Here is a 22,251-nt window from a genome sequence, read left to right as displayed (position 1 = left end):
TCAGTCGTCTTTGGAACGGGAAGCGACGGCCTGCGCAATGAGCGCATTCATGTCGGCGGCGCGCTCGGTCGTGCGGTCGAACTGGAAATGCAGCGTCGGCACCGTGTGGATGTGCAGGCGCTTGAACAGGCCGTTGCGCAGGAAGCCCGCAGCCTGGTTGAGCGCCTCGGTGGTTTCCACCGGATCGCCCACCAGCAGGCTGAAGAAGACCTTCGCATGCGCGTAGTCCGGCGTCACCTCCACCGCCTGGATCGTGACCATGCCCACCCGCGGATCCTTCAACTCGCGCGCGATCAGCTCCGTCAGATCGCGCTGGATCTGATCGGCGACCTTGAAGGCGCGGTTGGGGGTGGCGGCTTTGCGTTTGGGCATGTCAAAGACTCAGCAGACGCTCAGAGCGTTCTGGCGATTTCCTTGATCTCGAAGAACTCCAGCTGATCACCTTCCTTGATGTCGTTGTAGTTCTTGAGCTTGATACCGCACTCGAAGCCTTCGCGCACTTCGCGCACATCATCCTTGAGGCGCTTGATCGAATCGATCTCGCCGGTGTAGATCACCACGTTGTCGCGCAGCAGGCGGAAATGCGCGCTGCGGTTGACCGAACCCGCGGTGACCATGCAACCCGCGACCGTGCCGATCTTGGAGGCCACGAACACGGTGCGGATCTCGGCCGAACCGATGACCTCTTCGCGCCGCTCGGGTGCCAGCATGCCGGACATCGCGACCTTGATCTCGTCGACCGCGTCGTAGATGATGCTGTAGTAGTGCAGCTGCACGCCGTTGCCTTCGGCCAGCTTGCGCGCACCGGCATCAGCCCGCACGTTGAAGCCGATCACGATCGCCTTCGAAGCGATGGCGAGGTTGATGTCGCTTTCGCTGATGCCGCCCACGCCGGCGTACACCATCTGCACCTTGACCTCCTCCGTCGCCAGCTTGAGCAGCGACTGGGCCAGCGCTTCCTGCGAGCCCTGGACATCGGCCTTGATGATGATGCGCAGCGTCTGCACCTCGCCCGCCGACAGGTCGGTGAACATGTTCTGCAGGTTCGCGGCCTGGGCCTTCGCCAGCTTGGTGTTGCGGAACTTGCCGGCGCGGTAGGTCGCGATCTCGCGCGCGCGGCGCTCGTCGCCCATCACCATGAACTCGTCGCCGGCCTGCGGCACCTCGGTCAGGCCCTGGATCTCGACCGGAATCGACGGACCCGCGGTCTTGATGCTCTTGCCGTCCTCGTCCAGCATGGCGCGCACGCGGCCATAGGTCGAGCCGGCCAGCACCACGTCGCCGGTCTTGAGCGTGCCGGATTGCACCAGCACGGTGGCAACCGGGCCGCGGCCCTTGTCGAGCTGCGCCTCGATGACCAGGCCCTTGGCAGCGGCATCCACCGGCGCCTTGAGCTCCAGCACTTCGGCTTGCAGCAGCACCTGTTCGAGCAGGTTGTCCACGCCCTCCCCGGTCTTTGCGGAGACCGGCACGAAAGGCACGTCGCCGCCGTATTCCTCGGGCACGACTTCCTCGGCCACCAGCTCCTGCTTCACACGGTCGAGGTTGGCATCGGGCTTGTCGATCTTGTTGATCGCGACCACGATCGGCACGCCGGCCGCCTTCGCGTGCTTGATGGCTTCCTTGGTCTGCGGCATGACGCCGTCGTCCGCCGCGACCACCAGGATCACGATGTCGGTGGCCTGGGCACCGCGGGCACGCATGGCGGTGAACGCCTCGTGGCCCGGGGTATCGAGGAAGGACACCATGCCGCGCGCCGTCTCGACGTGGTAAGCGCCGATGTGCTGCGTGATGCCGCCGGCCTCGCCCGCTGCGACCTTGGCGCGGCGGATGTAGTCGAGCAGCGAAGTCTTGCCGTGGTCGACGTGACCCATGACGGTGACCACCGGTGCGCGCGGCAGCGCCTCGGCTTCCTGCGCCGACACGTCCTCGTCGGTGAAGGCTTCCGGATCGTCCAGCGCGGCGACCACCGCGGTATGGCCCATGTCCTCCACGATGATCATCGCGGTGTCCTGGTCCAGCGACTGGTTGATGGTCGCCATCTGGCCGAGCTTCATCAGTTGCTTGATGACTTCGGACGCCTTGACGGCCATCTTGTGCGCGAGCTCGGAGACCGTGATGGTTTCGGGCACGTGCACTTCGAGCACGCGCGCCTCGACCGGTGCGGCCTGCACGCGCTCTTCCTGGCCACCGCGGTCGTTGCCGCGACGCCCGCGCGGACCGCCGCGCCAGTTGCCCCGGCCGACGCCACCGCTGGCGTCGCCACGGGTCTTGATTTCCTTTTTCTTGGCGGTGTCGCCGGCCCAGCTCGACGAGAGCTTGGCCGACTTGACTTCCTTGCCGGCGCCGGGCGCCGTACTGCCGGGCGCGGCGGGCGCCGCGGTGCGGGCCGCGGGCGCGGCCGGCTTGTGCAGCGTGCCCTTGACGGCCGCCTTGGCTTCGGGTGCCGGCTTTTCCGGCGCCTTGTGGGGCACCAGAACGCGCGCAGGCGCATTCATCATGGCGCGGATGGCTTCCGCCTCGGCGAGTGCCTTGCGGCGGCGCTCGTCGAGATCCTTGGCGCGCGCGGCTTCCTCGTCGGCACGAGCCTTCGATTCGGCAGCAGCCTTGGCCTTGGCATCCGCCTTGGCATCGTCCTTGGCCTGCGTGGCGGCAGCTTCGGCGGCCGCCTTGCGATCGGCCACGGCCGGCGCTTCGGCGACGGGCTCCGGCGCGCCTTCGGTCACGACGGCAGGCGCCTCGGCCGCCTTCTTGCGGGCCGCCCTGGCTTCCTGTTCGGCCTTCTCGGCGCGCTCGGCCTGCTCGCGTTCGCGGGCTTCGGTTTCTTCGCGCACGCGGCGCTTTTCCACCAGCTCTTCTTCCTGGCGGCGGATCAGCTCGGCCTGGCGTCGCGCTTCTTCCTCGCGGCGTGCGAGCTCGGCTTCGTCGATGCGGGGCGCGGCCGGCGCGGCCGCAGGCGCCTCGGCCTGCGGTGCCAGCTCGGGCGTGGCGGGATGGCCTTCGTCGCGCTGGATGAAGGTGCGCTTCTTGCGCACCTCGACCTGGATCGTGCGCGCGCGGCCGGTGGCATCGGCTTGCTTGATCTCGCTGGTCGACTTCTTGGTCAGCGTGATCTTCTTGCGCTCGGGCTCGATCGTGCCGTGGCTGGCCTTGAGGAAGCCAAGCAGGCGCTGCTTGTCGGCCTCGGTGAGCGCATCGGACGGCGCGGCCTTGGCCACGCCTGCGCTCTTGAGCTGGTCAAGCAGGATTTCGGGAGTCTTCTTGAGCTCGTTCGCGAACTCGGCGACAGTGGTACTGGACATATTGGTTTCGTGCCTCCATGACCATCACTCTTGGCCGGCGAACCAGTGTTCGCGGGCTTTCAAGATGAGGTTCTTGGCGTCATCGGCGCTGTGGCCGGTGATCTCGGTGAGTTCATCGACCGCAAGGTCGGCCAGGTCGTCACGGGTGTGGACACCCGCCTCGGCCAATTTGGGAATCAGCGCCGGGTCGAGCCCTTCGAGGTCGCGCAGGTTCTGCGAGACGCCTTCGGCATTCTCTTCCTTGGCAATCTCCATGGTCAGCAGCGCATCCTTGGCGCGCGAGCGCAGCTCGTTGATCGTGTCTTCGTCGAAGCTCTCGATCTCGAGCAGTTCGGAAATCGGCACGTAGGCCACTTCTTCCAGGCTGGTGAAGCCTTCGGAGATCAGGATGTCGGCGATCTCCTCGTCGACATCGAGCCTCTCCATGAACAGCTTGCGGCTGGCATCGGTCTCGGTCGCCTGCTTCTGGGCCGATTCGTTGGCGTCCATGATGTTGATCTTCCAGCCGGTCAGGTCGGAAGCGAGCCGCACGTTCTGGCCGCCGCGGCCGATGGCGATCGCGAGGTTTTCCTCGTCGACCACCACGTCCATCGCATGCTTTTCCTCGTCGACCACGATCGACGACACGTTGGCCGGCGCCAGCGCGCCGATCACGAACTGGGCCGGATCCTCGCTCCACAGCACGATGTCGACGCGCTCGCCGGCGAGCTCGTTGGTGACGGCGTTGACGCGGGTGCCGCGCACGCCGACGCAGGTGCCGATGGGGTCGACGCGCTTGTCGTGCGAGAGCACGGCGATCTTGGCGCGCGAACCGGGATCGCGGGCGCAGCTCTTGATCTCGAGCAGGCCCTGCTCGATCTCGGGCACTTCCTGGCGGAACAGCTCGATCATGAACTCGGGCGCGGAGCGCGACAGGATGATCGGCGCGCCGCGCAGCGTGAGGTCGACCTCCATGATCATGGCCCGCACGCGGTCGCCGTTGCGCAGGTTTTCCTTGGCGATCATCTCGCTGCGGCGCAGGCGCCCTTCGACGCGGCCGGCCTCGACGATGATGTCGCCCTTGTCCAGGCGCTTGACGGTGCCGGTGAAGATCTTCTCGCCGCGCGACATGAAGTCGTTGAGCAACATCTCGCGCTCGGCGTCGCGGATCTTCTGCAGGATCACCTGCTTGGCCGCCATCGCGCCGATGCGGCCGATCGGCACCGACTCCACCGATTCCTCGATGTACTCGTCGAGCTCGATATCGGGCATTTCTTCCTTGGCTTCGAACAGGAGGATTTCCTGGTCGGGCAACTGCAGGCCGGCTTCGTCGGGCACCACGTGCCAGCGGCGGAAGGTCTCGTAGTCGCCGCTGTCGCGATCGACCGCGACGCGGATGTCCACGTCGCCCTGATAGAGCTTCTTGGTGGCTTGCGCCAGGGCGGACTCGACCGCGCCGAAGACGACGTCGCGTTCGACGTTCTTCTCGCGCGAGATCGCATCCACCAACATCAACATTTCGCGATTCATGCCACTACGCTCCTCGTTCAGTCCGACACCACCGTGCCAGGTTTGGGCCTGCGCCCCTTGAAATCCACTATCGGGGCCAGCCGCGCTTCGCGCAGCTCGTCCAGCGCAAAACCCAGCGCCTGCAGGGTTGCAGGTGCGCGCTTCTTGCTGATCTTCTGACCCGGCTTCGGCTGCGGTTCGTCGGTCCAGACGATCTGCCAGCCCTGCGAGCCGTCGGCCCCGGCGACCCGCTCCAGCGTGCCGCGAAACTTCTTGCGGCTGGCGGACACCTGGCCGCCGGCCGCCGCACCCATCGGCGCCTTGAGCGTGATGTCGATCACCTCGCCCGCAAAACGTTCGAAATCCTGCTCACTGCGCAACGGCCGGTCAATACCCGGCGACGACACTTCGAGCCGCTTGTAATCGGCGCCGTCCACCTCGAGCGCGAACTGCAGTTGCCGGGTCACCTTCTCGCAGTCTTCGACGGTGACGAAGGGCTCCGGCGCGCCGGCGGCCGCAGCTTCCGAATTGGGGGCATTCCATGGCAAATCAATCGTCACGCGCAGCAGTCCCCCGGCCGAGCGTTCGACCTCGATCAGGTCGTAGCCGAGTCCGGCCACGGTTTGTTCCACTGTCTGCTGCAATGCCACGTGTCTGTATGCGCCCTTGATGTTGCCCAGCCGCCGCCTGAACTGCTCGCTGCATTCCGCCCCGCCCGAATCCACCCGCCTGAATTCGCCTGCGAAATCAAGAATGCCCAAGAATGCTTCGACCAATAAAAAACGGGCGGTTGGTACCCGCCCGTTTGGTCGTGAGCCTCGAATTATATGCCAAACGCGTTACCCGGCAGGGGTTTCTACGTGGGCAATCGGCCTTGCGCAAGCCTGGAACGGCTCCAGACGTGCACGAACAGTGCCGCCCCGAGCCCCAGGGTCGCCGCCGCGACCAGCAAAGGCACGGTGAACGAGCCGGTGCGCTGGGCCAGTGGCGCGGCGAACAGCGGTCCGAGAATCTGCCCGACCCCATAGGACGCGGTCGCATAGCCGATCAGCCCGGCCGACGCATTTCCCCTCAGGCGCCGCGCATCCCGCATGGCGAACAGGGTGATGGCGGTGAATGGGAGGCCGACCAGCAGGCTGCCCAGCGCGAAGCCGGCGATCGTCGGCCACACGACCGACAGCACGATGCCGGAGGCCTGCAGCATGTAGGCGCAGGCCAGCAGCAAGCGGTTGTCCCACTCGATGGGCGCACGGGCACCGATCAGCGCGCCCACCACGACCGCGATCCCGAGCAGGGGCCAGAACAGGTCGGGCCAGGGCGAGCCCGGCAGCGCCTGCCGCGCGATCACGGGCAGGAAGGTGGCGGTGATGATGTAGCCGAAACCCGCCAATCCGTAGAGCGCGACGAGCCAGCCCGCATCGCTGCGCGCCGCGGCCGCTTCGGCTGCCGTCGGCGGCGCGCTTTGCCCGATGTTCGCGGCACTGGCCGGTTCACGGTCGCCGAAGATCCGCCAGATCACGGCGATCAGCAGCAGCGACAGCAATCCGAACCCGATCCAGCCCGCCTCCGATCCCCAGCGTCCGACGGCGCCACCCAGCAGGCCGGTCGCCACGATGCCGATGCCCGGACCCGCGTAGATCACGCCGCCCAAGGCGGGCGCTCCGGTTTCCGCCAGCCGCCGCAGACCCCATCCGGAAGCGAAGACGAAGGTCCAGGCGCTCACCACCCCGGCGGCCGTGCGCAGGATGCCCCACAGGGTGAAGTCCTGCACCAGCCCCATGCCGATCAGCAGCGCGGCCGTGGCGATCAGGCCGCCGCGCACCATGCTGGCCGCCTTCATGCGGATCGCCGCGCAGACGAGCGCACCAACGAAGTAGCCGAGGTAGTTGAGCGATGCCAGCACGCCGCCGCCCTGCAGGTCCAGCTTGCCCTCGTGCAGCATGATCGGCAGCATCGGCGTGAAGGCAAAGCGCCCCAGGCCCATGGCGACGGCCAGGGCCACCATGCAGGCCAGCGCGGCGCGCCAGGCGCCACGCGGGTCGTATCCGATCTGCGACATTCGTCTCTCCGCGTTTTTCTAATCGGCCAGCGCTGCGGCCACCAGCTTTTGCGTGTAGGGGTGCTCGGGTGCGTCGAGCACGCGCTCGACGGGGCCCGACTCGAGGATGGCGCCGTCCTTCATCACGATGACCTGGTGCGCCATCGCGCGGATCACCTCGACATCATGGGTGATCAACAGATAGCTCAGGCCGCGCTCGCGCTGCAGGCGCTGCAGCAGGCCGAGCACCTGCTTCTGGATGGTGACGTCGAGCGCGCTGGTGGGCTCGTCGAGCACAAGCAGTTGCGGATCGACGATCAATGCCCGTGCGATCGCCAGCCGCTGGCGCTGGCCGCCCGAGAACTCGTGCGGATAGCGCTGGAGCAGCGACGGGAATTGCGCCTCGGTGAGCCCGACATCGGCCAGCGCCGCGAGGGCGCGCATTCGGCGCGCGGCCGTGTCGAGTTCGGGTGCGTGCACCGTGAGGCCTTCGCCCACGATCTGCTCGACCGTCATGCGCGGCGAGAGCGAGGAAAACGGATCCTGGAACACGACCTGCATCACGCGGCGCAGCGCGCGGTCGCCACCGCGCGCGCCACCCCATTGACGGCCGGCGACATCCAGCAGGCCCCGGTGCGGCAACAGGCCGAGCGCCGCGAGCGCGAGGGTCGATTTGCCCGAGCCCGACTCGCCGACCACGCCCAGGGTCTCGCGCGGCGCGATGCGGAAATCGGCGCCGTGCACCGCCACGAACTCGTCCTTGCGGAACCAGCCGGCCATGCCCGGCCGCGCCATCGGATAGCTCACGCGCAGGCCCTTGGCCTCGAGCACCGGCGCCGCACTCGGCTCGACCGCGGCCGGCGCCACGTCGCGCGCCGGGCGGCTGTCGATCAGCTTGCGCGTGTAGGCATGCCGCGGCGCCTCGAACACGCGCGCGACCTCGCCGTGTTCCACGATGTCGCCGTTCTCCATCACGGCCACGCGGTCGGCGAAGCGGCGCACGAGGTTGAGGTCGTGCGTGATCAGCAGCACGGCCATGCCGTACCTGCGCTGCAGGTCGGCGAGCAGATCGAGGATCTGCGCCCGCACCGTCACATCGAGCGCCGTCGTCGGTTCGTCGGCCAAAAGCAGCCGCGGCCTGCAGGCGAGCGCCATCGCGATCATCGCGCGCTGGCGCTGGCCGCCCGACAGCTGATGCGGAAACGCCCTCGCCCGCCGCGCCGACTCCGGAATGCCGGTGTCGGCCAGCAGTTGCACGGCGGCTTCGTGTGCCGCGCGCACCGGCAGGCCCTGGTGCAGTTCGAGCACCTCGGCGATCTGGTCGCCGACCGTGTAGAGCGCGTTGAGCGCCGTCATCGGTTCCTGGAAGATCATCGCAATCTCCTTGCCGCGGATGCCGCGCAGCGCGCGCTCGGGCATTGCGAGCAGGTCGCGTGCACCCGTACCCTGCGCGCCGGCGAAGGTCGCGCGCCCCGAGAGCTCGGCGTTCTGCACCAGTCGCAGCAGGCTCAGCGCGGTCACGGTCTTGCCCGAGCCCGACTCGCCGACCAGCGCCAGTTTCTCGCCCTCGCGAATCGCGAAATCGATGCCGTGCACCACTTCCTTGCCGCCGAATGCGACGCGCAGTCCCTCGACGGTCAGCAGCACGCCGCTCACAGCTCGGCCTTCCGCGGATCGAGCGCGTCACGCAGCGCATCACCCATGAAGGTCAGCAGCATCAGCGTGATCACCAGCACGCCGAAGGTCGACAGCGAGATCCACCAGGCATCGATGTTGACCTTGCCCTGGCTCAGCAGCTCGCCGAGCGAGGGCGTGCCCGGCGGCACGCCGAGGCCGAGAAAATCGAGCGAGGTCAATGCAAGGATCGCCGCGCTCATGCGAAACGGCAGGAAGGTCACGACCGGCACCATGCTGTTGGGCAGGATGTGGCGCCACATGATCTGCAGGTTGCCGACGCCGAGCGCCCGTGCCGCGCGCACGTAGTCCATCTGTCGGTTGCGCAGGAACTCCGCGCGCACGTAGTCCGCGAGGCCCATCCAGCCGAACAGGCTCAGCAGGACCAGCAGCAATGCGACGCTGGGCGCGAAGATCGCGCTGAAGATGATCAACAGGTACAGCTCCGGCATCGAGCCCCAGATCTCGATGAAGCGCTGGAATGCGAGGTCGGTCTTGCCGGCGAAATAGCCCTGCACCGCGCCGGCTGCGATGCCGAGCACCGTGCCGATCGCCGTGAGCGCCAGCCCGAACAGCACGCTGACCCGAAAGCCGTAGAGCAGTTGGGCCAGCAGATCGCGGCCGCGGTCGTCGGTGCCCAGCCAGTTGTCGCGCGTGGGTGCGGCCGGGCTCGGCGACTTGGCGAAGTAGTTCAGCGTCGTCGGGCCGTAGGGATTGGGCGCATAGATCGCCCAGTTGCCGCCCCGGGTGATGCGCTCGCGAATGAACGGATCGAGGTAGTCGGCCGGCGTCTCGAAGTCGCCGCCGAAGGTCTTCTCCGAATAGTCGTGCAGCACCGGGAAATACAGCTTGCCTTCGTAGCGCATGACCAGCGGACGGTCGGTCGACAGCACTTCGGCAAACAGGCTCGTGACGACCATCAGCACGAACAGCACCAGGCTCCAGTAACCCAGCCGGTTGCGCTTGAAACGCAGCCACGCGCGGCGGCCGGGACTCAGCGGCATCGGGGCAGCAGGCAGCGCGCTAGTCAAACTTCACCCTCGGATCGACCCAGACATAGCAAAGGTCCGAGATCAGCTTGGTCACCAGGCCGATCAGCGTGAAGAGGTAGAGCGTGCCGAGCACCACCGGATAGTCGCGCCGGATCACGCTCTCGTAGCCCAGGAGGCCCATGCCGTCGAGCGAGAACAGCGTCTCGATCAGCAGGGCGCCGGTGAAGAAGGCGCCGATGAAAGCCGACGGCAGTCCGGTGATGATCGGGATCAGCGCGTTGCGGAACACGTGCTTCCACAGCACCTGCCGCTCGCCCAGTCCCTTGGCCCGCGCGGTCAGCACGTACTGCTTGCGGATCTCCTCGAGGAAGGCGTTCTTGGTGAGCATGGCCGTCACCGCGAAACTGCCGAGCACCATGGCCGTCACCGGCAGCGTGATGTGCCAGAGGTAGTCGACGATGCGCGCACCCCAGCCCATGTCGTCCCAGTTCGCCGAGGTCAGTCCGCGCAACGGAAACCACTGCAATTGCCCGCCGAAGATCACCAGCAGCGCCACGCCGAGCACGAAGCCCGGAATCGCGTAGCCGATCAGGATCAGCAGCGTGCTCACCAGGTCGAAGCGCGTGCCGGCGCGCACCGCCTTGGCCACGCCGAGCGGAATGGCCACGCCGTAGCTGATGAAGAAGGTCCAGAGGCCGAGGCTGATCGACACCGGCAGCTTCTCGAGGATCAGCGTCCACACGTCCTTGTTCTGGAAGAAGCTGCGGCCCAGGTCGAAGTGCGCGAACTGGCGCAGCATCAGCCACAGCCGCTCGGGCGCCGGCTTGTCGAAGCCGTAGAGCGCCTTGATCTCGGCCAGCCGCTTCGGATCGACGCCCTGGTTGCCGCGGTAGTTCGCGCCACCGGATTCGAAGCCGCCGCGGCCACTGCTCTTGGCCTCGGCCAGGTACTGCTCCACCGGACCGCCCGGCACGAACTGGATGACGACGAAGGTCACCAGCAGCACGCCGAGCAGCGTCGGGATGAACAGCAGCAGGCGCTTGACGATATAGGCCAGCATCGGACTTCCCTATTTGGCCCACCAGGTCGACATGACCCAGTCCTCGGCCTGCGTATAGGGCGGCATCGGCGCCTTGAAGGCGAGGCGCCACGCGTCGTAGACGACACGGTGCACCGTCAGCGTCCACTGCGGAATGATGTAGTGGCTGTGCATGATCACGCGGTCGAGCGCATGGCAGGCCGGCAGCAGTTCGGACTTGCTGTGGGCGCCCGCGATATCGGTCAGCAGTGCGTCGACCGCCGGACTGCTCACGCCCATGTAGTTGCCGGAGCCTTCCGTCTTCGCCGCCTTGCTGCCGAAGATGTCCGCCAGCTGCTGCCCCGGATCGTTGGTGCCCGGAAAATTGATGCTCGTGATGTCGAACTCGAACTTGTCCAGGCGCTGCTGGTACAGCGCGAAGTCGACCGTGGCGAAGTTGAGCCGGATGCCGAGCTTGTCGAGGTTGCGCAGCCAGGGCGACACCGTGCGCACGCCGCCTTCCTTGCTGTCGAGGTATTCGAGCACCATCGCTTCGCCCTGGGCGTTGCGCAATGCGCCGTCGCGGTATTCCCAGCCGGCCTGCTTCAGCAGATCGCGCGCGCGGCGCAGGTTGTTGCGCAGGGATTGGCCCGGGCCCTCGGTGGTCGGCGGCACGTACATCGGACCGAAGGCGGCGTCGGGGATCTTGCCGCGCCATGGCGCCAGCAGCGCGAGCTCTTCGGGCGACGGCAGGCCGTGGGTCTCGCAATCGGTGTTGCCGAACAGGTCCGAAACGCGCGGATAGCCGCCGTAGAACATCTGGCGGTTCATCCACTCGTAGTCCAGCGCCAGGCCCAGCGCCTCGCGCACGCGCGGGTCCTGCAGCTTGGGACGGCGACTGTTCAGCACGTAGCTCTGGAAGCCCGACGGCAGCTTGTGGGCGAACTCGTGCTTGACGAGCTCACCGGTGTCGAAGCGCTTGCCTTTCACGCGCCGCGCCCAGTCGCCGGCCGAATAGAAACTCATCATGTCGAACTCACCGGCCTTGAGCGCTTCGAGGCGGGCCGTGTTGTCCTGGTAGATCTTGACCGTGATCCGATCGAAGTTGGCGCTGCCGCGCTTGACGCCCAGATCGCGTGCCCAGTAGTTCGGATCGCGCACATAGGTGATGTCCTTGCCGAAGCGCACCGGGCCGATCTTGTAGGGCCCGCTGCCGATCGGGATGTCCATCACCACCTGATCGAAAGGCTTGGCCTTGCCGTTCTCCATGCCCCATCGGCGGCTGAAGATGGGCAGCGCGCCGACCAGCAGCGGCAGTTCGCGATTCGGCTTCTTGAAGGTGAAGCGGATGGTCCGGGCATCGATGACCTCGGCGCCGCTCACGTCCTCGAGCGTCGTCCTGTACGACGGCGAGACAAAGGGACCGACCAGCGTGTCGAAGCTGTGCTTGACGTCGCCCGCCTCGACCGGCGTGCCATCGTGGAAGCGCGCCTGCGGCCGCAGCCTGAAGGTCGCGCTCAGGCGATCGGGCGCGACGGCCACGTCCTCGGCGAGCAGGCCGTAGGCCGACGCGGTCTCGTCCATCGACGTGGCGAGCAAGGTATCGAACATCAGCGTCGCCAGGTAGGCCGGCGGCGCGCCCTTGATGGTGAAGGGGTTGTACTTGTCGAAGGTCGAATAGCGCTCATTGCTGACCAGGCGCAGTTCACCACCCTTGGGCGCCTCGGGATTGACGTAGTCGAAGGCGGTGAAGCCCGGCGGGTACTTGAGGTCGTCCCAGAGCGCGTAGCCATGCGCGGCCCAGGCGGGCATCGCACACCACATCAGCCAACAGACCCAGAGAACCCGCATGCGAGAATTCTGCACAAGATTTTCACGAGGTCGTCTTATGGGCTTTCTTTCCGGCAAAAAACTTCTGATCACGGGCGTGCTGAGCAACCGCTCCATCGCCTACGGCATCGCCAGGGCATGCCACGCGCAGGGCGCAGAGCTGGCCTTCAGCTATGTCGGCGAGCGCTTCAAGGACCGCATCACCGAGTTCGCGGCCGACTTCGATTCGAAGCTGGTCTTCGACTGCGACGTCGGCGACGACGCGCAGATCGACAAGCTCTTCGCCGATCTCGCGCAGACCTGGCCCAAGTTCGACGGCTTCGTCCACAGCATCGGCTTCGCGCCGCGCGAGGCCATTGCCGGCGACTTCCTCGAGGGCCTGTCGCGCGAAGGCTTCAAGATCGCGCATGACATCAGCGCCTACAGCTTCCCCGCCATGGCCCGGGCTGCGCTGCCCTACCTCAACGACAAGTCGGCGCTGCTGACGCTCACCTACCTGGGCGCCCTGCGCGCGCTGCCCAACTACAACACGATGGGCCTGGCCAAGGCCTCGCTCGAAGCGTCGGTGCGCTACATGGCCGAGTCGCTCGGCCCCCGCGGCATGCGCGTCAACGGCATCAGCGCCGGCCCGATCAAGACGCTGGCAGCCAGCGGCATCAAGGGCTTCGGCAAGATGCTTGCGGCCGTGGCCGAGGTATCGCCGATCCGCCGCAACGTGACCATCGAGGAAGTCGGCAACGTGGCCGCCTTCCTGCTGAGCGACCTCGCCAGCGGCGTGACGGCGGGCATCACCTATGTCGATGGCGGCTTCAGCCAGGTCGTCGGCGGGATGGCCGAACCGGCGGCCTGAGGCGAAGCGCGCGGCGGCGGGCCGGACCCGGTCGCCGATCTTTCATAATCTCCGGCATATCAAAAAATGTCGGGGAGTCGACCATGAGTTCAAGCATCCGTTCGCCCGGGGCCAGCCGGCCCGTGTCTCGCCGGGCCCTTCTCTTCACCGCCATCGGCGCCGCCTGCACCCTGTCGGCCCTGCCCGAGGCACAGGCCCGCAATGCCGCCACGGCCCCTGCTCTCATGCGGCCCGAGGTCTACCGCCCCGGCCTCGCGCTGAACGACCAATGGGTGAGCGAAAAATACGACGGCGTGCGCGGCTACTGGGACGGCAAGCAACTGTGGACGCGCGGCGGCGAGCGCGTCACGTCGCCCGCGTGGTTCACCGCCGCGTTGCCGGCAATGCCGATGGACGGCGAACTCTGGGCAGGCCGCGGCCGTTTCTCGCACGCAGTCTCCGCGGTGCGCAGCGAGACGCCGGTCGACGCGGCCTGGCGCGAGATGCATTTCATGGTGTTCGATCTGCCCACCGAACCCGGTGACTTCACGACACGCCTCGCCGTGCTGCGAAAAGTGCTGCCGATCACGGCAGCGCCCTGGCTGGTGCTTGTTCCGCAGCAACGCGCGACCACGCCCGAAGCGCTGCAGGCGCTGCTCGACAAGACGGTCCGGATGGGTGGCGAAGGCCTGGTGCTGCACCGCGGCGCTTCGCCCTACCGCGGCGAACGCACGGCCGACCTGCTCAAGTTCAAGCCCTACGACGATGCCGAGGCGCGCGTGGTCGCGCACGTCGCCGGCCGGGGCAAGTACGCCGGTCGGCTGGGCGCGCTCCTGGTCGAGATGCCGGACGGCAAGCGCTTCAAGATCGGCAGCGGCTTCAGCGATGCCGAGCGTGATGACCCACCCGCGATCGGCAGTTGGGTCACCTATCGCTACAACGGAACGAACCCCGGTGGCGTGCCGAGGTTCGCGCGTTTCATGCGCGTGCGCGACGACGTCGAGTCCTGAGCCGCAGCGCGCTTCAGCGCACGCAGTCCGCGTAGTAGCGCTTCTTGCCGGTCTCGTCGATGCGTCCGACCAGTCCGTGGATGTCGGTCTCGAAGCCCGGGCACTCGGTGTTGAATTCCCGCGCGAACTTCAGGTAGTCGACGATCTTCTTGTTGAAGACCTCGCCCGGAATCAGCAGCGGAATGCCGGGCGGATACGGCGTGATCAGGCTGGTGGTGACGCGGCCCTCGAGCTCGTCGATCTCCACGCGCTCGGTCTTGCGGTGGGCGATGTGGGCGAAGGCATCGCTGGGCTTCATCGCCGGCGTCAGGTCGCTCAGGTACATCTCGGTCGTGAGCCGCGCGACATCGAAGCGGGCATAGAGCTGGTGGATGTGCTGGCACAGATCGCGCAGCCCGAGGCGCTCGTAGCCCGGATGCTGCTGGCAGAACTCGGGCAGGATGCGCCACATCGGCTGGTTGCGCGCGTAGTCGTCCTTGAACTGCTGCAGCGCCGTGAGCAGCGTGTTCCATCGGCCCTTGGTGATGCCGATCGTGAACATGATGAAGAAGCTGTAGAGGCCGGTCTTCTCGACGATCACGCCGTGCTCGGCCAGGAACTTGGTGACGATGCTGGCGGGAATGCCCGTCGGCGCGAACTTGCCGTTGAGGTCGAGGCCGGGCGTCACGATGGTCGACTTGATCGGGTCGAGCATGTTGAAGCCATCGGCCAGCTTGCCGAAGCCGTGCCAGTTGCGCGCCGAGTGCTTGGTCTTGCGCTCGGTGCTGCCCTCGCCCTTCATGATCCAGTCGTCGGCGCGGCCGATGCCCTCGTCGACCAGCTTCTCGGGGCCCCAGACCTTGAACCACCACTCATCCTTGCCAAACTCGTCCTCGACCTTGCGCATCGCACGGCGGAAGTCGAGCGCCTCGAGAATGCTCTCCTCCACCAGCGCGGTGCCGCCGGGCGGCTCCATCATCGCGGCCGCCACGTCGCAGCTGGCGATGATCGCGTACTGCGGGCTGGTCGACGAGTGCATCAGGTAGGCCTCGTTGAACAGGTCGCGGTCGAGCGCGCGGTTCTGCGAGTCCTGCACCAGCACGTGGCTGGCCTGGCTGATGCCGGCCAGCAGCTTGTGGGTGGACTGCGTCGCGAACACCAGCGATTCCTTGGGCCGCACGCGGCGCTTGCCCATCGCGTGGTAGGCGCCGTAGAACGGATGGAAGGCCGCGTGCGGCAGCCAGGCCTCGTCGAAATGCAGCGTGTCGACGTAGCCGTCCAGCATGCCCTTGATGGTCTCGGTGTTGTAGATCACGCCGTCGTAGGTCGATTGCGTGAGCGTCATCACGCGCGGCTTGACCTTGTCGGCGTCCACGTGCGAGAGCAGCGGGTTGGCGCGGATCTTGGCCCGGATCGCGGCCGGCTCGAACTCGCTCTTCGGGATCGGCCCGATGATGCCGAAGTGATTGCGCGTGGGCTTCATGAAGACCGGAATGGCGCCCGTCATCACGATCGCGTGCAGGATCGACTTGTGGCAATTGCGGTCGACCACCACGACGTCGTCCGGCGCCACCGTGTGATGCCACACCATCTTGTTGCTGGTGCTGGTGCCGTTGGTCACGAAGAAGCAGTGGTCGGCATTGAAGATGCGCGCCGCGTTGCGTTCGCTGGCCGCCACCGGCCCGGTGTGGTCGAGCAGCTGTCCGAGTTCCTCGACCGCGTTGCAGACGTCGGCGCGCAGCATGTTCTCGCCGAAGAACTGGTGGAACATCTGGCCGACCGGGCTCTTGAGGAAGGCGACGCCGCCCGAGTGGCCCGGGCAGTGCCAGGAGTACGAACCGTCCTCCGCATAGTCGATCAGCGCCTTGAAGAACGGCGGCTGCACGCCTTCGAGGTAGCTCTTGGCTTCGCGGATGATGTGGCGCGCCACGAATTCCGGCGTGTCCTCGAACATGTGGATGAAGCCGTGCAGCTCGCGCAGGATGTCGTTCGGGATGTGGCGCGAGGTGCGGGTCTCGCCGTAGATGTAGATCGGCACGTCGGCATTCTTGCGGCGCACCTCGCCGATGAAGTTGCGCAGGTTCAGCACGGCGGGGTCGAGGTCGGGGCCGACGGTGAATTCCTCGTCGTCGATCGACAGGATGAAGGCGCTGGCGCGGCTTTGCTGCTGCGCGAACTGGCTCAGGTCGCCGTAGCTGGTGACGCCGAGCACCTCGAAACCCTCGCTCTCGAAGGCCTGCGCCAGCGCGCGGATGCCGAGGCCCGACGTGTTCTCGGCGCGGAAATCCTCGTCGATGATGACGATGGGAAAGCGAAATTTCATGAGCGGGGCTCCGGACGGGCAAATAGGCGCGAAGTGTACGGAATTCAGATGAAGGATCCGGTCAGCTTTTGACTCAGAATGTCGAGGCTTCAACTTGGAGAGGAAACGTCATGGCGGATTCCACCGTCTGGTGGCTGATCGCGGCGGCTGCCGTGGTGCTGGAACTGTTGTCCGGCACGGTCTATTTGCTGCTGCTGGGTGCGGGCTTCGCGGCTGCGGCGCTCGCGGCGTCGGCGGGTGCCGGCCTCACGCTGCAGCTTGTCGTCGCCGCAGTCGTCGGCGTCGGCGCGATGCTGGTCTGGTATGCGATCCGTCGCCGGCGCCCGGCCGAGCCGAAAGCCGGCGCCAACCGCGACGTCAACCTCGATATCGGCGAAACCGTCTACGTCGACCTGTGGAACCCGGACGGCACGGCCAGCGTGCGGTATCGTGGCGCGCAATGGACGGTCTTGCAGCGTCCGGGCGGCGCGCCGGTGCGCGGCGCCTACCGTGTGGTCGAGGTCGTCGGCAGCCGCCTGGTGGTCGACAAGATCTGACCCCGTCATTCAGGAAACAAGGGATCTCCATGGAAATCGCAGTCGCCATCCTCGTCATCGCCGTCATCTTCGTCTGGCTCACCATCAAGATCGTGCCGCAGCAGCACGCCTGGGTCAGGGAACGCCTGGGCAAGTACAACGGGACCATGACGCCGGGCGCCAATTTCCTGATCCCCTTCGTCGACCGCGTGGCCTACAAGCACAGCCTGAAGGAAATTCCGCTCGACGTGCCGAGCCAGATCTGCATCACGCGCGACAACACGCAGCTGCAGGTCGACGGCATCCTCTACTTCCAGGTGACCGATCCGATGCGCGCGAGCTACGGCTCGTCGAACTACATCGTCGCCGTCACGCAGCTCGCGCAGACCTCGCTGCGCAGCGTGATCGGCAAGCTCGAACTCGACAAGACCTTCGAGGAACGCGACATCATCAACGCCCAGGTGGTGGCCGCGATCGACGAGGCCGCGCTCAACTGGGGCGTGAAGGTGCTGCGCTACGAGATCAAGGACCTGACGCCGCCCAAGGAGATCCTGCAGGCCATGCAGCGCCAGATCACTGCGGAGCGCGAAAAGCGCGCGCTGATCGCGGCCTCCGAAGGCCGGCGCCAGGAGCAGATCAACATCGCCACCGGCGAGCGCGAAGCCTTCATCGCCCGCTCCGAGGGCGAGAAGCAGGCGCAGATCAACAACGCCCAGGGCGAGGCCGCCGCGATCACCGCGGTGGCGCAGGCGACTGCGGGCGCGATCGAACTCGTCGCGGCCGCGATCCGGCAGCCGGGCGGCGAACAGGCCGTCCAGCTCAAGGTGGCGGAACGTGCGGTCGATGCCTACGGCAAGGTCGCGGCCGATGCCAAGACCACGCTGATCGTGCCGAGCAACATGACCGAGACTGCCGCGCTCATCGCGTCGGCGATGCGGATGGTGCAGGCCGGCAAGCCGGCTGCGACGAGCTGAGGACGACGCGCCCGCTGCTACAATCGCGGGCTTCGGAGCGGTGGATGAGCGGTTTAAGTCGCACGCCTGGAAAGCGTGTGAGGGTTAACAGCCCTCCGCGGGTTCGAATCCCGCCTGCTCCGCCGACCATCCAGTAAATACGGGCCTTTGCGGCCCGTTTTGCTTTCCGTTCCCACAACCCGACCCACAAACCTAAGACTGGCCCATCCAGCCGTCGGTCACCCCCCTGGTCCCAAACGCCTGGCAGACGACGATCGGAACGACAAAACCGGCGAATCGCCGGTTTCGGCAGCTGCAGCGGCGGGCGCGCTGTGATCACGTGGCCCAGCGATTGCATACGAAGTTCGTCCGCAGTCATCAAGGGGCGGTTTTCCTCCTGGAACAGGGGCGAGCTCATGAACAGGCTCCCCGATTTCGTCGGGTATCCCTGCCGGCGTCGGCCTTCGGACTCAGCCGCCTAGCACCCGCCACGGTGGCGGGTGCTACTTGCGGGCCGGCTTCGTCGAAGATCGCGACTACGTGGTTCTCGCCCAGACGGGCGTAAACCCGCTGACCGGCGACCCGCAGCAGGGTCGACCGTGTAACGCTCAACTCTCGCCCGTCCAGGCCGCCGCTCATTGGGCAATCGACCGTGTATCGCGCCCGTGTAACGCTCTTTTTTTCGTTACACGGTCCCGAAGATCGGGCGCGCGCAATGCCCGTGTCCTGAGATCCCGTCCGAAGGACCCGGAGCGATCGCGCGGAGGGCCTTGCTCGGTCGCAAACGCTTGGCAGCGGGACTGACCGGATGACTTCCGGTCTGTGCACTGCGATCGGCGCCCGACCGCCGTCGTAAGAGAGACACAGTGCCTCGCTCGTCGTGCCGTTGGGATTGGTCACTACAAAAATTTTGTAGTCGTGGCATTCGGGCTGTGATTGCAGAGATCTTCTACTTCGACCAAGTGCACGGACCGCCCGAGGGCGCCGGAGTTCGCGCGGTCGACATCGATGGCGAGCCTTATTTCGTCGGCAAGGATGTGGCGGCCACCCTTGGCTATGCCAACGAGACAGACGCCATGAACACCCACTGCCGTGGGGTAGCCAAACGCTACCCCATCCCTGACGCGCTGGGACGATTGCAGGACACCCGGGTCATCTCTGAGCCCGACATGCTGCGCCTGATCGTGAACAGCACCTTGCTCGGCGTGCCGCCTTTCGGGCGGGCGATGCCAAGCGAACGAATTTCGTCCGGCTGGTCGATCTCATGGAAGTCCGCACCAATGACGAAGCGGACGCGGTGTTCGTTGAAGTTCCAACGCGCGGTACCTTCGGGGCGTTGGTGCACGTAGCCCTCGAAGTCGACGGGGACGAGTTCGCTATTCACGGTGTAGAAAACGTTTCCGGAAACTTCGGAGCCGTTTTCGCTGCCGAAGATTCCACCGAAGGTTCCGAAGGCTCCAAGATTCTGGAGACGGAATCTTCGGAATCTTCGTCGCCGAATCGGCGGCCGACTTCCGTTTCAAGGGATCTCTTCACGTTGGCCAAGACTTCTGCTCGTTCTTGAGCGAAAGTCTGGACGTGGACTTCTTCACCGCCAGTTCCGACGAGATTCGTCGGAACAATCCGGTCGCCCAGGCCGTCAAGACCATGACCAGCCGCGAGATCGCGGACCTCACTGGCAAGGAGCACAAGCATGTCATTCGCGACATTCGCGCGATGCTCGACGAGCTCGCCGAGGATGGTCCAACTTTGGGCCATGTCCAAGAGGACAAGGATGCGCGCGGCTATACCGCGATGTTCCACCTCGACCGCGAGCTGACCGACACGCTGCTGACCGGCTACAGCGCCGTCGCGCGGCGCCACCGGTGTTGGAACGGAGCTGCTCACCCTTTTGGGTGGGGACCTTGCTCGCGTTTTTACCTATCCCGAGCAGCCTCAGCCCTTGCCCCTTGTAGATCGAAACCTCGCTTTTGCGCTTTCTGAATTTGTCGTGCGAAGTTGCGAAGTAGCGAAGAATGAGCATCCATGCGGGTTGCAGCCCGATTCAAACTTCGCGAGGTTGGCGAAGTAGCGAAGTAAGAAGCGCTGCCGACGATGTCGCCAACCCACCCGCCACGGCCGCGGCTGGGTTCAACGGCACGCCGAGCAATGCACGCGCGGTTGAGGAAGAAGTACAGGCCAGGCTCGTGGGCGTTGTCATTTCTTGCAAACCGCCAGGGGGTCAGAACGGACCTGACCCCTTTCCACTCGTCGGGGACGTGCGAGATTGCGGCAGTGCCATTCCAGGCGGCGCTGGGCATCCCTGTCGAGAAGGTGCGCGAGGTCGCGATCGCCGGGCAGGCCTACCGGCCTCGAGTCAGTTCACTCTTGCGATGGCGTGAGGGTGCATCCGCCGAAGTCGTTCTCGTCGAACACGACTTCGGCCAGCGCGTACGGGGGACCGTCATACCAGCTAGGATCATGATCGTGATCGAGCTTCATCGCGACGATGACACGAGTGCCGATGTCGGTGCAGCGCCAGACCGACCCGCCACAGTAGAACACTCCGCCGATGACGAAATCGCCGAGTTCCATGTCCCGATGAAGCGAGTCCTGCTGAGGTGCGCTTTTCATGGCACGGATATTAGCCGTGTCCCGCGCTCGCTGCGCTCGGCGTGAGGGTTCGTCCAAGGGGTTCGCCGACCTGACGAAGAAAGTGCCCAAAGTGCTCGGGGCGCGTGCCGGAAATTTTTCCGGCACATACCAAAGCCCTGAGCCGGGCGGACGCACGCGCTATTTCACCGAGCCCGGGAAAGTCGCGATCTCGGGCGACAGATGGAGAGCCGCCATCTGCATCCCCTGAGCGAAGGCGCCTTCCATGGAATCACCTCGCAGATTCGTCGGTGATCGGCTCAGCGAGGTCCGAGGGCCGTCACCTTGCTGCAAGTAGACGTGGAATGGCCAAGCGTCGAAATTGATGTCGTACGCCGTCACGACCACGACGTGCGTCCCCTCGAATCCGCCCTCTCTCACGAAACGCGGGCCATTCTCCGTTTGCACAATGCCTTGAACCTCGGATTGCATATCGATCTCCATTCGGACAAGCCAAAGACTTTCGATCATTTTTGGGTGAAAGTACCGGAGGCCGGCCACGCACGGAATGCTTCATTTCGCTTCCCTGCGGCGGTGACAAAGGCGACTGCGCGCACCGGTTCGGCCCCGCCAAGCACATCCCAGTTCTGAAGCGCTCGCATGATGACGGTCTCAGCCTCGACGTCGAGATGCCAGGTCACCGCATCGGGGTCGTCCTTCTTGTCGTTGTGCCGCAGCCAGTTGAACATGCCTCGCATCAGGTTGATCGTGTCTTTTTCAGAGGCAGCGCCGCCACCTGGGTCGAGCCTCTGAGCGATTTCCTGAGCCGAGGAGAGCATCTGCACCCGCGCGGCCTCAGCGGACCGGCCCTGGCCCGTCAGGATGCCCTGCAAAAGATCCTCTGCGGACCCCGCAAGCACGATGGCCGATACGCAGTCGCTCGCGTCGAGGTAGAGCTCGATCGCGCGGTTGAGCAGGATGCCGGCGGCGTCGAGTTTGGTGATTGTGGCTTCCATGGGAGCGAATCGTAAGCCTCTCCCGGAACTGCATCGTGATTTATTGCCCTAAAAATCAAAATGACACAATGGGCGTTGTTCCGGATGTCATTTGATTTATGGGGCTTTCAATCAATGACACAATGCACCCATGTCGATCGACGAACTCATTGGACGCGGCGGCCCAGGCAGAGGTCAGGGTCGGAAGCCGATCTCGGATGACGCCAAGCCCTACAAGCTGCTGCTGCCGGCCGAACTGCGAGCGAAGCTAGTCGACCTCGGCGGCGCCGAGTGGTTGCGGGCTCAACTCGCGCTAGCGGCTCATCTGGATTCAATCAACTTGGAGGGTGCAGTGAACCTTGCGGCTCGATACATCAACGCGATGCGGCAACTTCCGCAGTACCACAACAACCTCGATCACCGCGGCCCGCTTGTGCACATCATGACCGGCGTCCGCGTGCTGCCCGTCGGCGATCTCACCGACGATGATGACGACAGCGGCGTCCTGGAGGTGGTCTATGCGGGCGGCCATCGCGCCGAGGTCAACGGACACGCCTTCTATCAGATGGCCGTGGCGGAAGGGGCTCGATGGGAAGTCGACAGCAATGTCGACGACATCCCCGCGCGCAAGCATGATGTCTATCAGCAGCGCATCGCGAGCCTGGATGAGCACCTTCGGCAAAAGCATGGACTGGACTGAGCCACCTCGACCAGCTGCGCGCCGCGCTAAGATC

The 22,251-nt window shown here is 65.7% G+C and carries 20 protein-coding genes and 1 tRNA gene; 8 read left to right on the top strand and 13 right to left on the bottom strand.

Features of this window, described 5'->3' with window-relative positions; translation table 11 throughout:
- The 9 genes from rbfA to WDLP6_RS13180 all read right to left on the bottom strand — a co-directional run bounded on the left by rbfA (position 1) and on the right by WDLP6_RS13180 (position 12,363).
- A complete protein-coding gene (gene rbfA, locus WDLP6_RS13220) occupies positions 1–372 on the bottom strand; it encodes a 30S ribosome-binding factor RbfA (protein WP_068685509.1) in 372 nt (123 codons plus the stop codon).
- A 20-nt stretch (positions 373–392) separates the two neighbouring features.
- Positions 393–3,302 (bottom strand): translation initiation factor IF-2, encoded by a 2,910-nt coding sequence (infB, locus tag WDLP6_RS13215; protein ID WP_162592696.1) that lies wholly within the window; start codon positions 3,300–3,302, stop codon positions 393–395.
- Positions 3,303–3,326: 24 nt separating this feature from the next.
- Positions 3,327–4,811 carry a transcription termination factor NusA gene (nusA, locus tag WDLP6_RS13210; protein WP_162567613.1) on the bottom strand — a complete coding sequence of 495 codons (1,485 nt, stop codon included), beginning with the start codon at positions 4,809–4,811 and terminating at the stop codon, positions 3,327–3,329.
- Positions 4,812–4,828: 17 nt separating this feature from the next.
- Positions 4,829–5,440, bottom strand: coding sequence for a ribosome maturation factor RimP (rimP, locus tag WDLP6_RS13205; protein ID WP_162595084.1), 612 nt, complete (start codon positions 5,438–5,440; stop codon positions 4,829–4,831).
- Positions 5,441–5,646: 206 nt separating this feature from the next.
- On the bottom strand, positions 5,647–6,849 hold the full coding sequence (locus WDLP6_RS13200) for a YbfB/YjiJ family MFS transporter (RefSeq protein WP_162592695.1): 1,203 nt from the start codon (positions 6,847–6,849) through the stop codon (positions 5,647–5,649).
- Positions 6,850–6,867: 18 nt separating this feature from the next.
- Entirely contained in the window at positions 6,868–8,484 is a 1,617-nt protein-coding gene (locus WDLP6_RS13195; RefSeq protein ID WP_162592694.1) for an ABC transporter ATP-binding protein, read from the bottom strand.
- A complete protein-coding gene (locus tag WDLP6_RS13190) occupies positions 8,481–9,506 on the bottom strand; it encodes an ABC transporter permease (protein ID WP_162592693.1) in 1,026 nt (341 codons plus the stop codon). The genes WDLP6_RS13195 and WDLP6_RS13190 overlap by 4 nt, the downstream gene beginning before the upstream one ends.
- Positions 9,507–9,525: 19 nt before the next feature.
- Entirely contained in the window at positions 9,526–10,554 is a 1,029-nt protein-coding gene (locus WDLP6_RS13185) for a microcin C ABC transporter permease YejB (RefSeq protein ID WP_162592692.1), read from the bottom strand.
- Between the two features lie 9 nt (positions 10,555–10,563).
- The gene (locus WDLP6_RS13180) at positions 10,564–12,363 is read right to left on the bottom strand and encodes an extracellular solute-binding protein (protein WP_162592691.1); all 1,800 of its coding nucleotides are present in this window, start codon (positions 12,361–12,363) and stop codon (positions 10,564–10,566) included.
- Between the two features lie 37 nt (positions 12,364–12,400).
- On the opposite strand from WDLP6_RS13180, the gene fabI reads away from it, so the two are divergent.
- Positions 12,401–13,192, top strand: coding sequence for an enoyl-ACP reductase FabI (gene fabI / locus WDLP6_RS13175; RefSeq protein ID WP_162567607.1), 792 nt, complete (start codon positions 12,401–12,403; stop codon positions 13,190–13,192).
- Between the two features lie 83 nt (positions 13,193–13,275).
- A complete protein-coding gene (locus tag WDLP6_RS13170; RefSeq protein ID WP_162592690.1) occupies positions 13,276–14,181 on the top strand; it encodes a DNA ligase in 906 nt (301 codons plus the stop codon).
- Positions 14,182–14,194: 13 nt separating this feature from the next.
- On the opposite strand, the gene WDLP6_RS13165 is transcribed toward WDLP6_RS13170, so the two are convergent.
- Positions 14,195–16,483, bottom strand: a complete 2,289-nt coding sequence (locus tag WDLP6_RS13165; RefSeq protein WP_162592689.1) for an arginine/lysine/ornithine decarboxylase — start codon at positions 16,481–16,483, stop codon at positions 14,195–14,197.
- A gap of 110 nt (positions 16,484–16,593) precedes the next feature.
- Between WDLP6_RS13165 and WDLP6_RS13160 the strand changes: the two genes are divergently transcribed.
- The 5 genes from WDLP6_RS13160 (at position 16,594) to WDLP6_RS13140 (ending at position 19,934) form a co-directional block, all read left to right on the top strand.
- On the top strand, positions 16,594–17,019 hold the full coding sequence (locus WDLP6_RS13160) for an NfeD family protein (protein ID WP_162567604.1): 426 nt from the start codon (positions 16,594–16,596) through the stop codon (positions 17,017–17,019).
- Positions 17,020–17,048: 29 nt separating this feature from the next.
- The gene (locus WDLP6_RS13155; protein ID WP_162567603.1) at positions 17,049–17,972 is read left to right on the top strand and encodes an SPFH domain-containing protein; all 924 of its coding nucleotides are present in this window, start codon (positions 17,049–17,051) and stop codon (positions 17,970–17,972) included.
- A 34-nt stretch (positions 17,973–18,006) separates the two neighbouring features.
- A tRNA-Ser gene (locus WDLP6_RS13150) sits at positions 18,007–18,094 on the top strand.
- Positions 18,095–18,883: 789 nt separating this feature from the next.
- Positions 18,884–19,300, top strand: a complete 417-nt coding sequence (locus WDLP6_RS13145; RefSeq protein ID WP_197910159.1) for a BRO-N domain-containing protein — start codon at positions 18,884–18,886, stop codon at positions 19,298–19,300.
- Between the two features lie 229 nt (positions 19,301–19,529).
- Complete coding sequence (locus WDLP6_RS13140) at positions 19,530–19,934, top strand: Rha family transcriptional regulator (RefSeq protein ID WP_232077053.1); 405 nt, start codon at positions 19,530–19,532, stop codon at positions 19,932–19,934.
- Between the two features lie 378 nt (positions 19,935–20,312).
- Here WDLP6_RS13140 and WDLP6_RS13135 read toward each other — a convergent pair whose 3' ends face one another.
- The 3 genes from WDLP6_RS13135 to WDLP6_RS13125 form a co-directional block, all read right to left on the bottom strand.
- Positions 20,313–20,564 carry a hypothetical protein gene (locus tag WDLP6_RS13135; protein ID WP_197910158.1) on the bottom strand — a complete coding sequence of 84 codons (252 nt, stop codon included), beginning with the start codon at positions 20,562–20,564 and terminating at the stop codon, positions 20,313–20,315.
- Between the two features lie 159 nt (positions 20,565–20,723).
- Positions 20,724–21,014: a hypothetical protein gene (locus tag WDLP6_RS13130; RefSeq protein WP_162592688.1), complete on the bottom strand. Its 291-nt coding sequence runs from the start codon at positions 21,012–21,014 to the stop codon at positions 20,724–20,726.
- Between the two features lie 35 nt (positions 21,015–21,049).
- Positions 21,050–21,538 (bottom strand): hypothetical protein, encoded by a 489-nt coding sequence (locus WDLP6_RS13125; protein WP_162592687.1) that lies wholly within the window; start codon positions 21,536–21,538, stop codon positions 21,050–21,052.
- 130 nt (positions 21,539–21,668) lie between these two features.
- Between WDLP6_RS13125 and WDLP6_RS13120 the strand changes: the two genes are divergently transcribed.
- A complete protein-coding gene (locus tag WDLP6_RS13120) occupies positions 21,669–22,217 on the top strand; it encodes a hypothetical protein (RefSeq protein WP_162592686.1) in 549 nt (182 codons plus the stop codon).
- The last annotated feature ends 34 nt before the right edge of the window (positions 22,218–22,251 follow it).

The organism is Variovorax sp. PBL-E5, from assembly GCF_901827185.1.
Lineage (GTDB): Bacteria > Pseudomonadota > Gammaproteobacteria > Burkholderiales > Burkholderiaceae_C > Variovorax.
Note: the sequence above shows the minus strand (reverse complement) of the source record. Positions and strands in the feature narration are given on the sequence as shown.

Coding starts and splice junctions, on each gene's coding strand:
- WDLP6_RS13160 (WP_162567604.1), top strand. CDS start 16,594: ATGGCGGATTCCACCGTCTGGTGGCTGATCGCGGCGGCTGCCGTGGTG.
- WDLP6_RS13170 (WP_162592690.1), top strand. CDS start 13,276: ATGAGTTCAAGCATCCGTTCGCCCGGGGCCAGCCGGCCCGTGTCTCGC.
- WDLP6_RS13120 (WP_162592686.1), top strand. CDS start 21,669: ATGTCGATCGACGAACTCATTGGACGCGGCGGCCCAGGCAGAGGTCAG.
- WDLP6_RS13190 (WP_162592693.1), bottom strand. CDS start 9,506: ATGCCGCTGAGTCCCGGCCGCCGCGCGTGGCTGCGTTTCAAGCGCAAC.
- WDLP6_RS13180 (WP_162592691.1), bottom strand. CDS start 12,363: ATGCGGGTTCTCTGGGTCTGTTGGCTGATGTGGTGTGCGATGCCCGCC.
- WDLP6_RS13130 (WP_162592688.1), bottom strand. CDS start 21,014: ATGCAATCCGAGGTTCAAGGCATTGTGCAAACGGAGAATGGCCCGCGT.
- fabI (WP_162567607.1), top strand. CDS start 12,401: ATGGGCTTTCTTTCCGGCAAAAAACTTCTGATCACGGGCGTGCTGAGC.
- WDLP6_RS13125 (WP_162592687.1), bottom strand. CDS start 21,538: ATGGAAGCCACAATCACCAAACTCGACGCCGCCGGCATCCTGCTCAAC.
- WDLP6_RS13165 (WP_162592689.1), bottom strand. CDS start 16,483: ATGAAATTTCGCTTTCCCATCGTCATCATCGACGAGGATTTCCGCGCC.
- rbfA (WP_068685509.1), bottom strand. CDS start 372: ATGCCCAAACGCAAAGCCGCCACCCCCAACCGCGCCTTCAAGGTCGCC.
- infB (WP_162592696.1), bottom strand. CDS start 3,302: ATGTCCAGTACCACTGTCGCCGAGTTCGCGAACGAGCTCAAGAAGACT.
- WDLP6_RS13185 (WP_162592692.1), bottom strand. CDS start 10,554: ATGCTGGCCTATATCGTCAAGCGCCTGCTGCTGTTCATCCCGACGCTG.
- WDLP6_RS13155 (WP_162567603.1), top strand. CDS start 17,049: ATGGAAATCGCAGTCGCCATCCTCGTCATCGCCGTCATCTTCGTCTGG.
- WDLP6_RS13200 (WP_162592695.1), bottom strand. CDS start 6,849: ATGTCGCAGATCGGATACGACCCGCGTGGCGCCTGGCGCGCCGCGCTG.
- nusA (WP_162567613.1), bottom strand. CDS start 4,811: ATGAATCGCGAAATGTTGATGTTGGTGGATGCGATCTCGCGCGAGAAG.
- WDLP6_RS13135 (WP_197910158.1), bottom strand. CDS start 20,564: ATGAAAAGCGCACCTCAGCAGGACTCGCTTCATCGGGACATGGAACTC.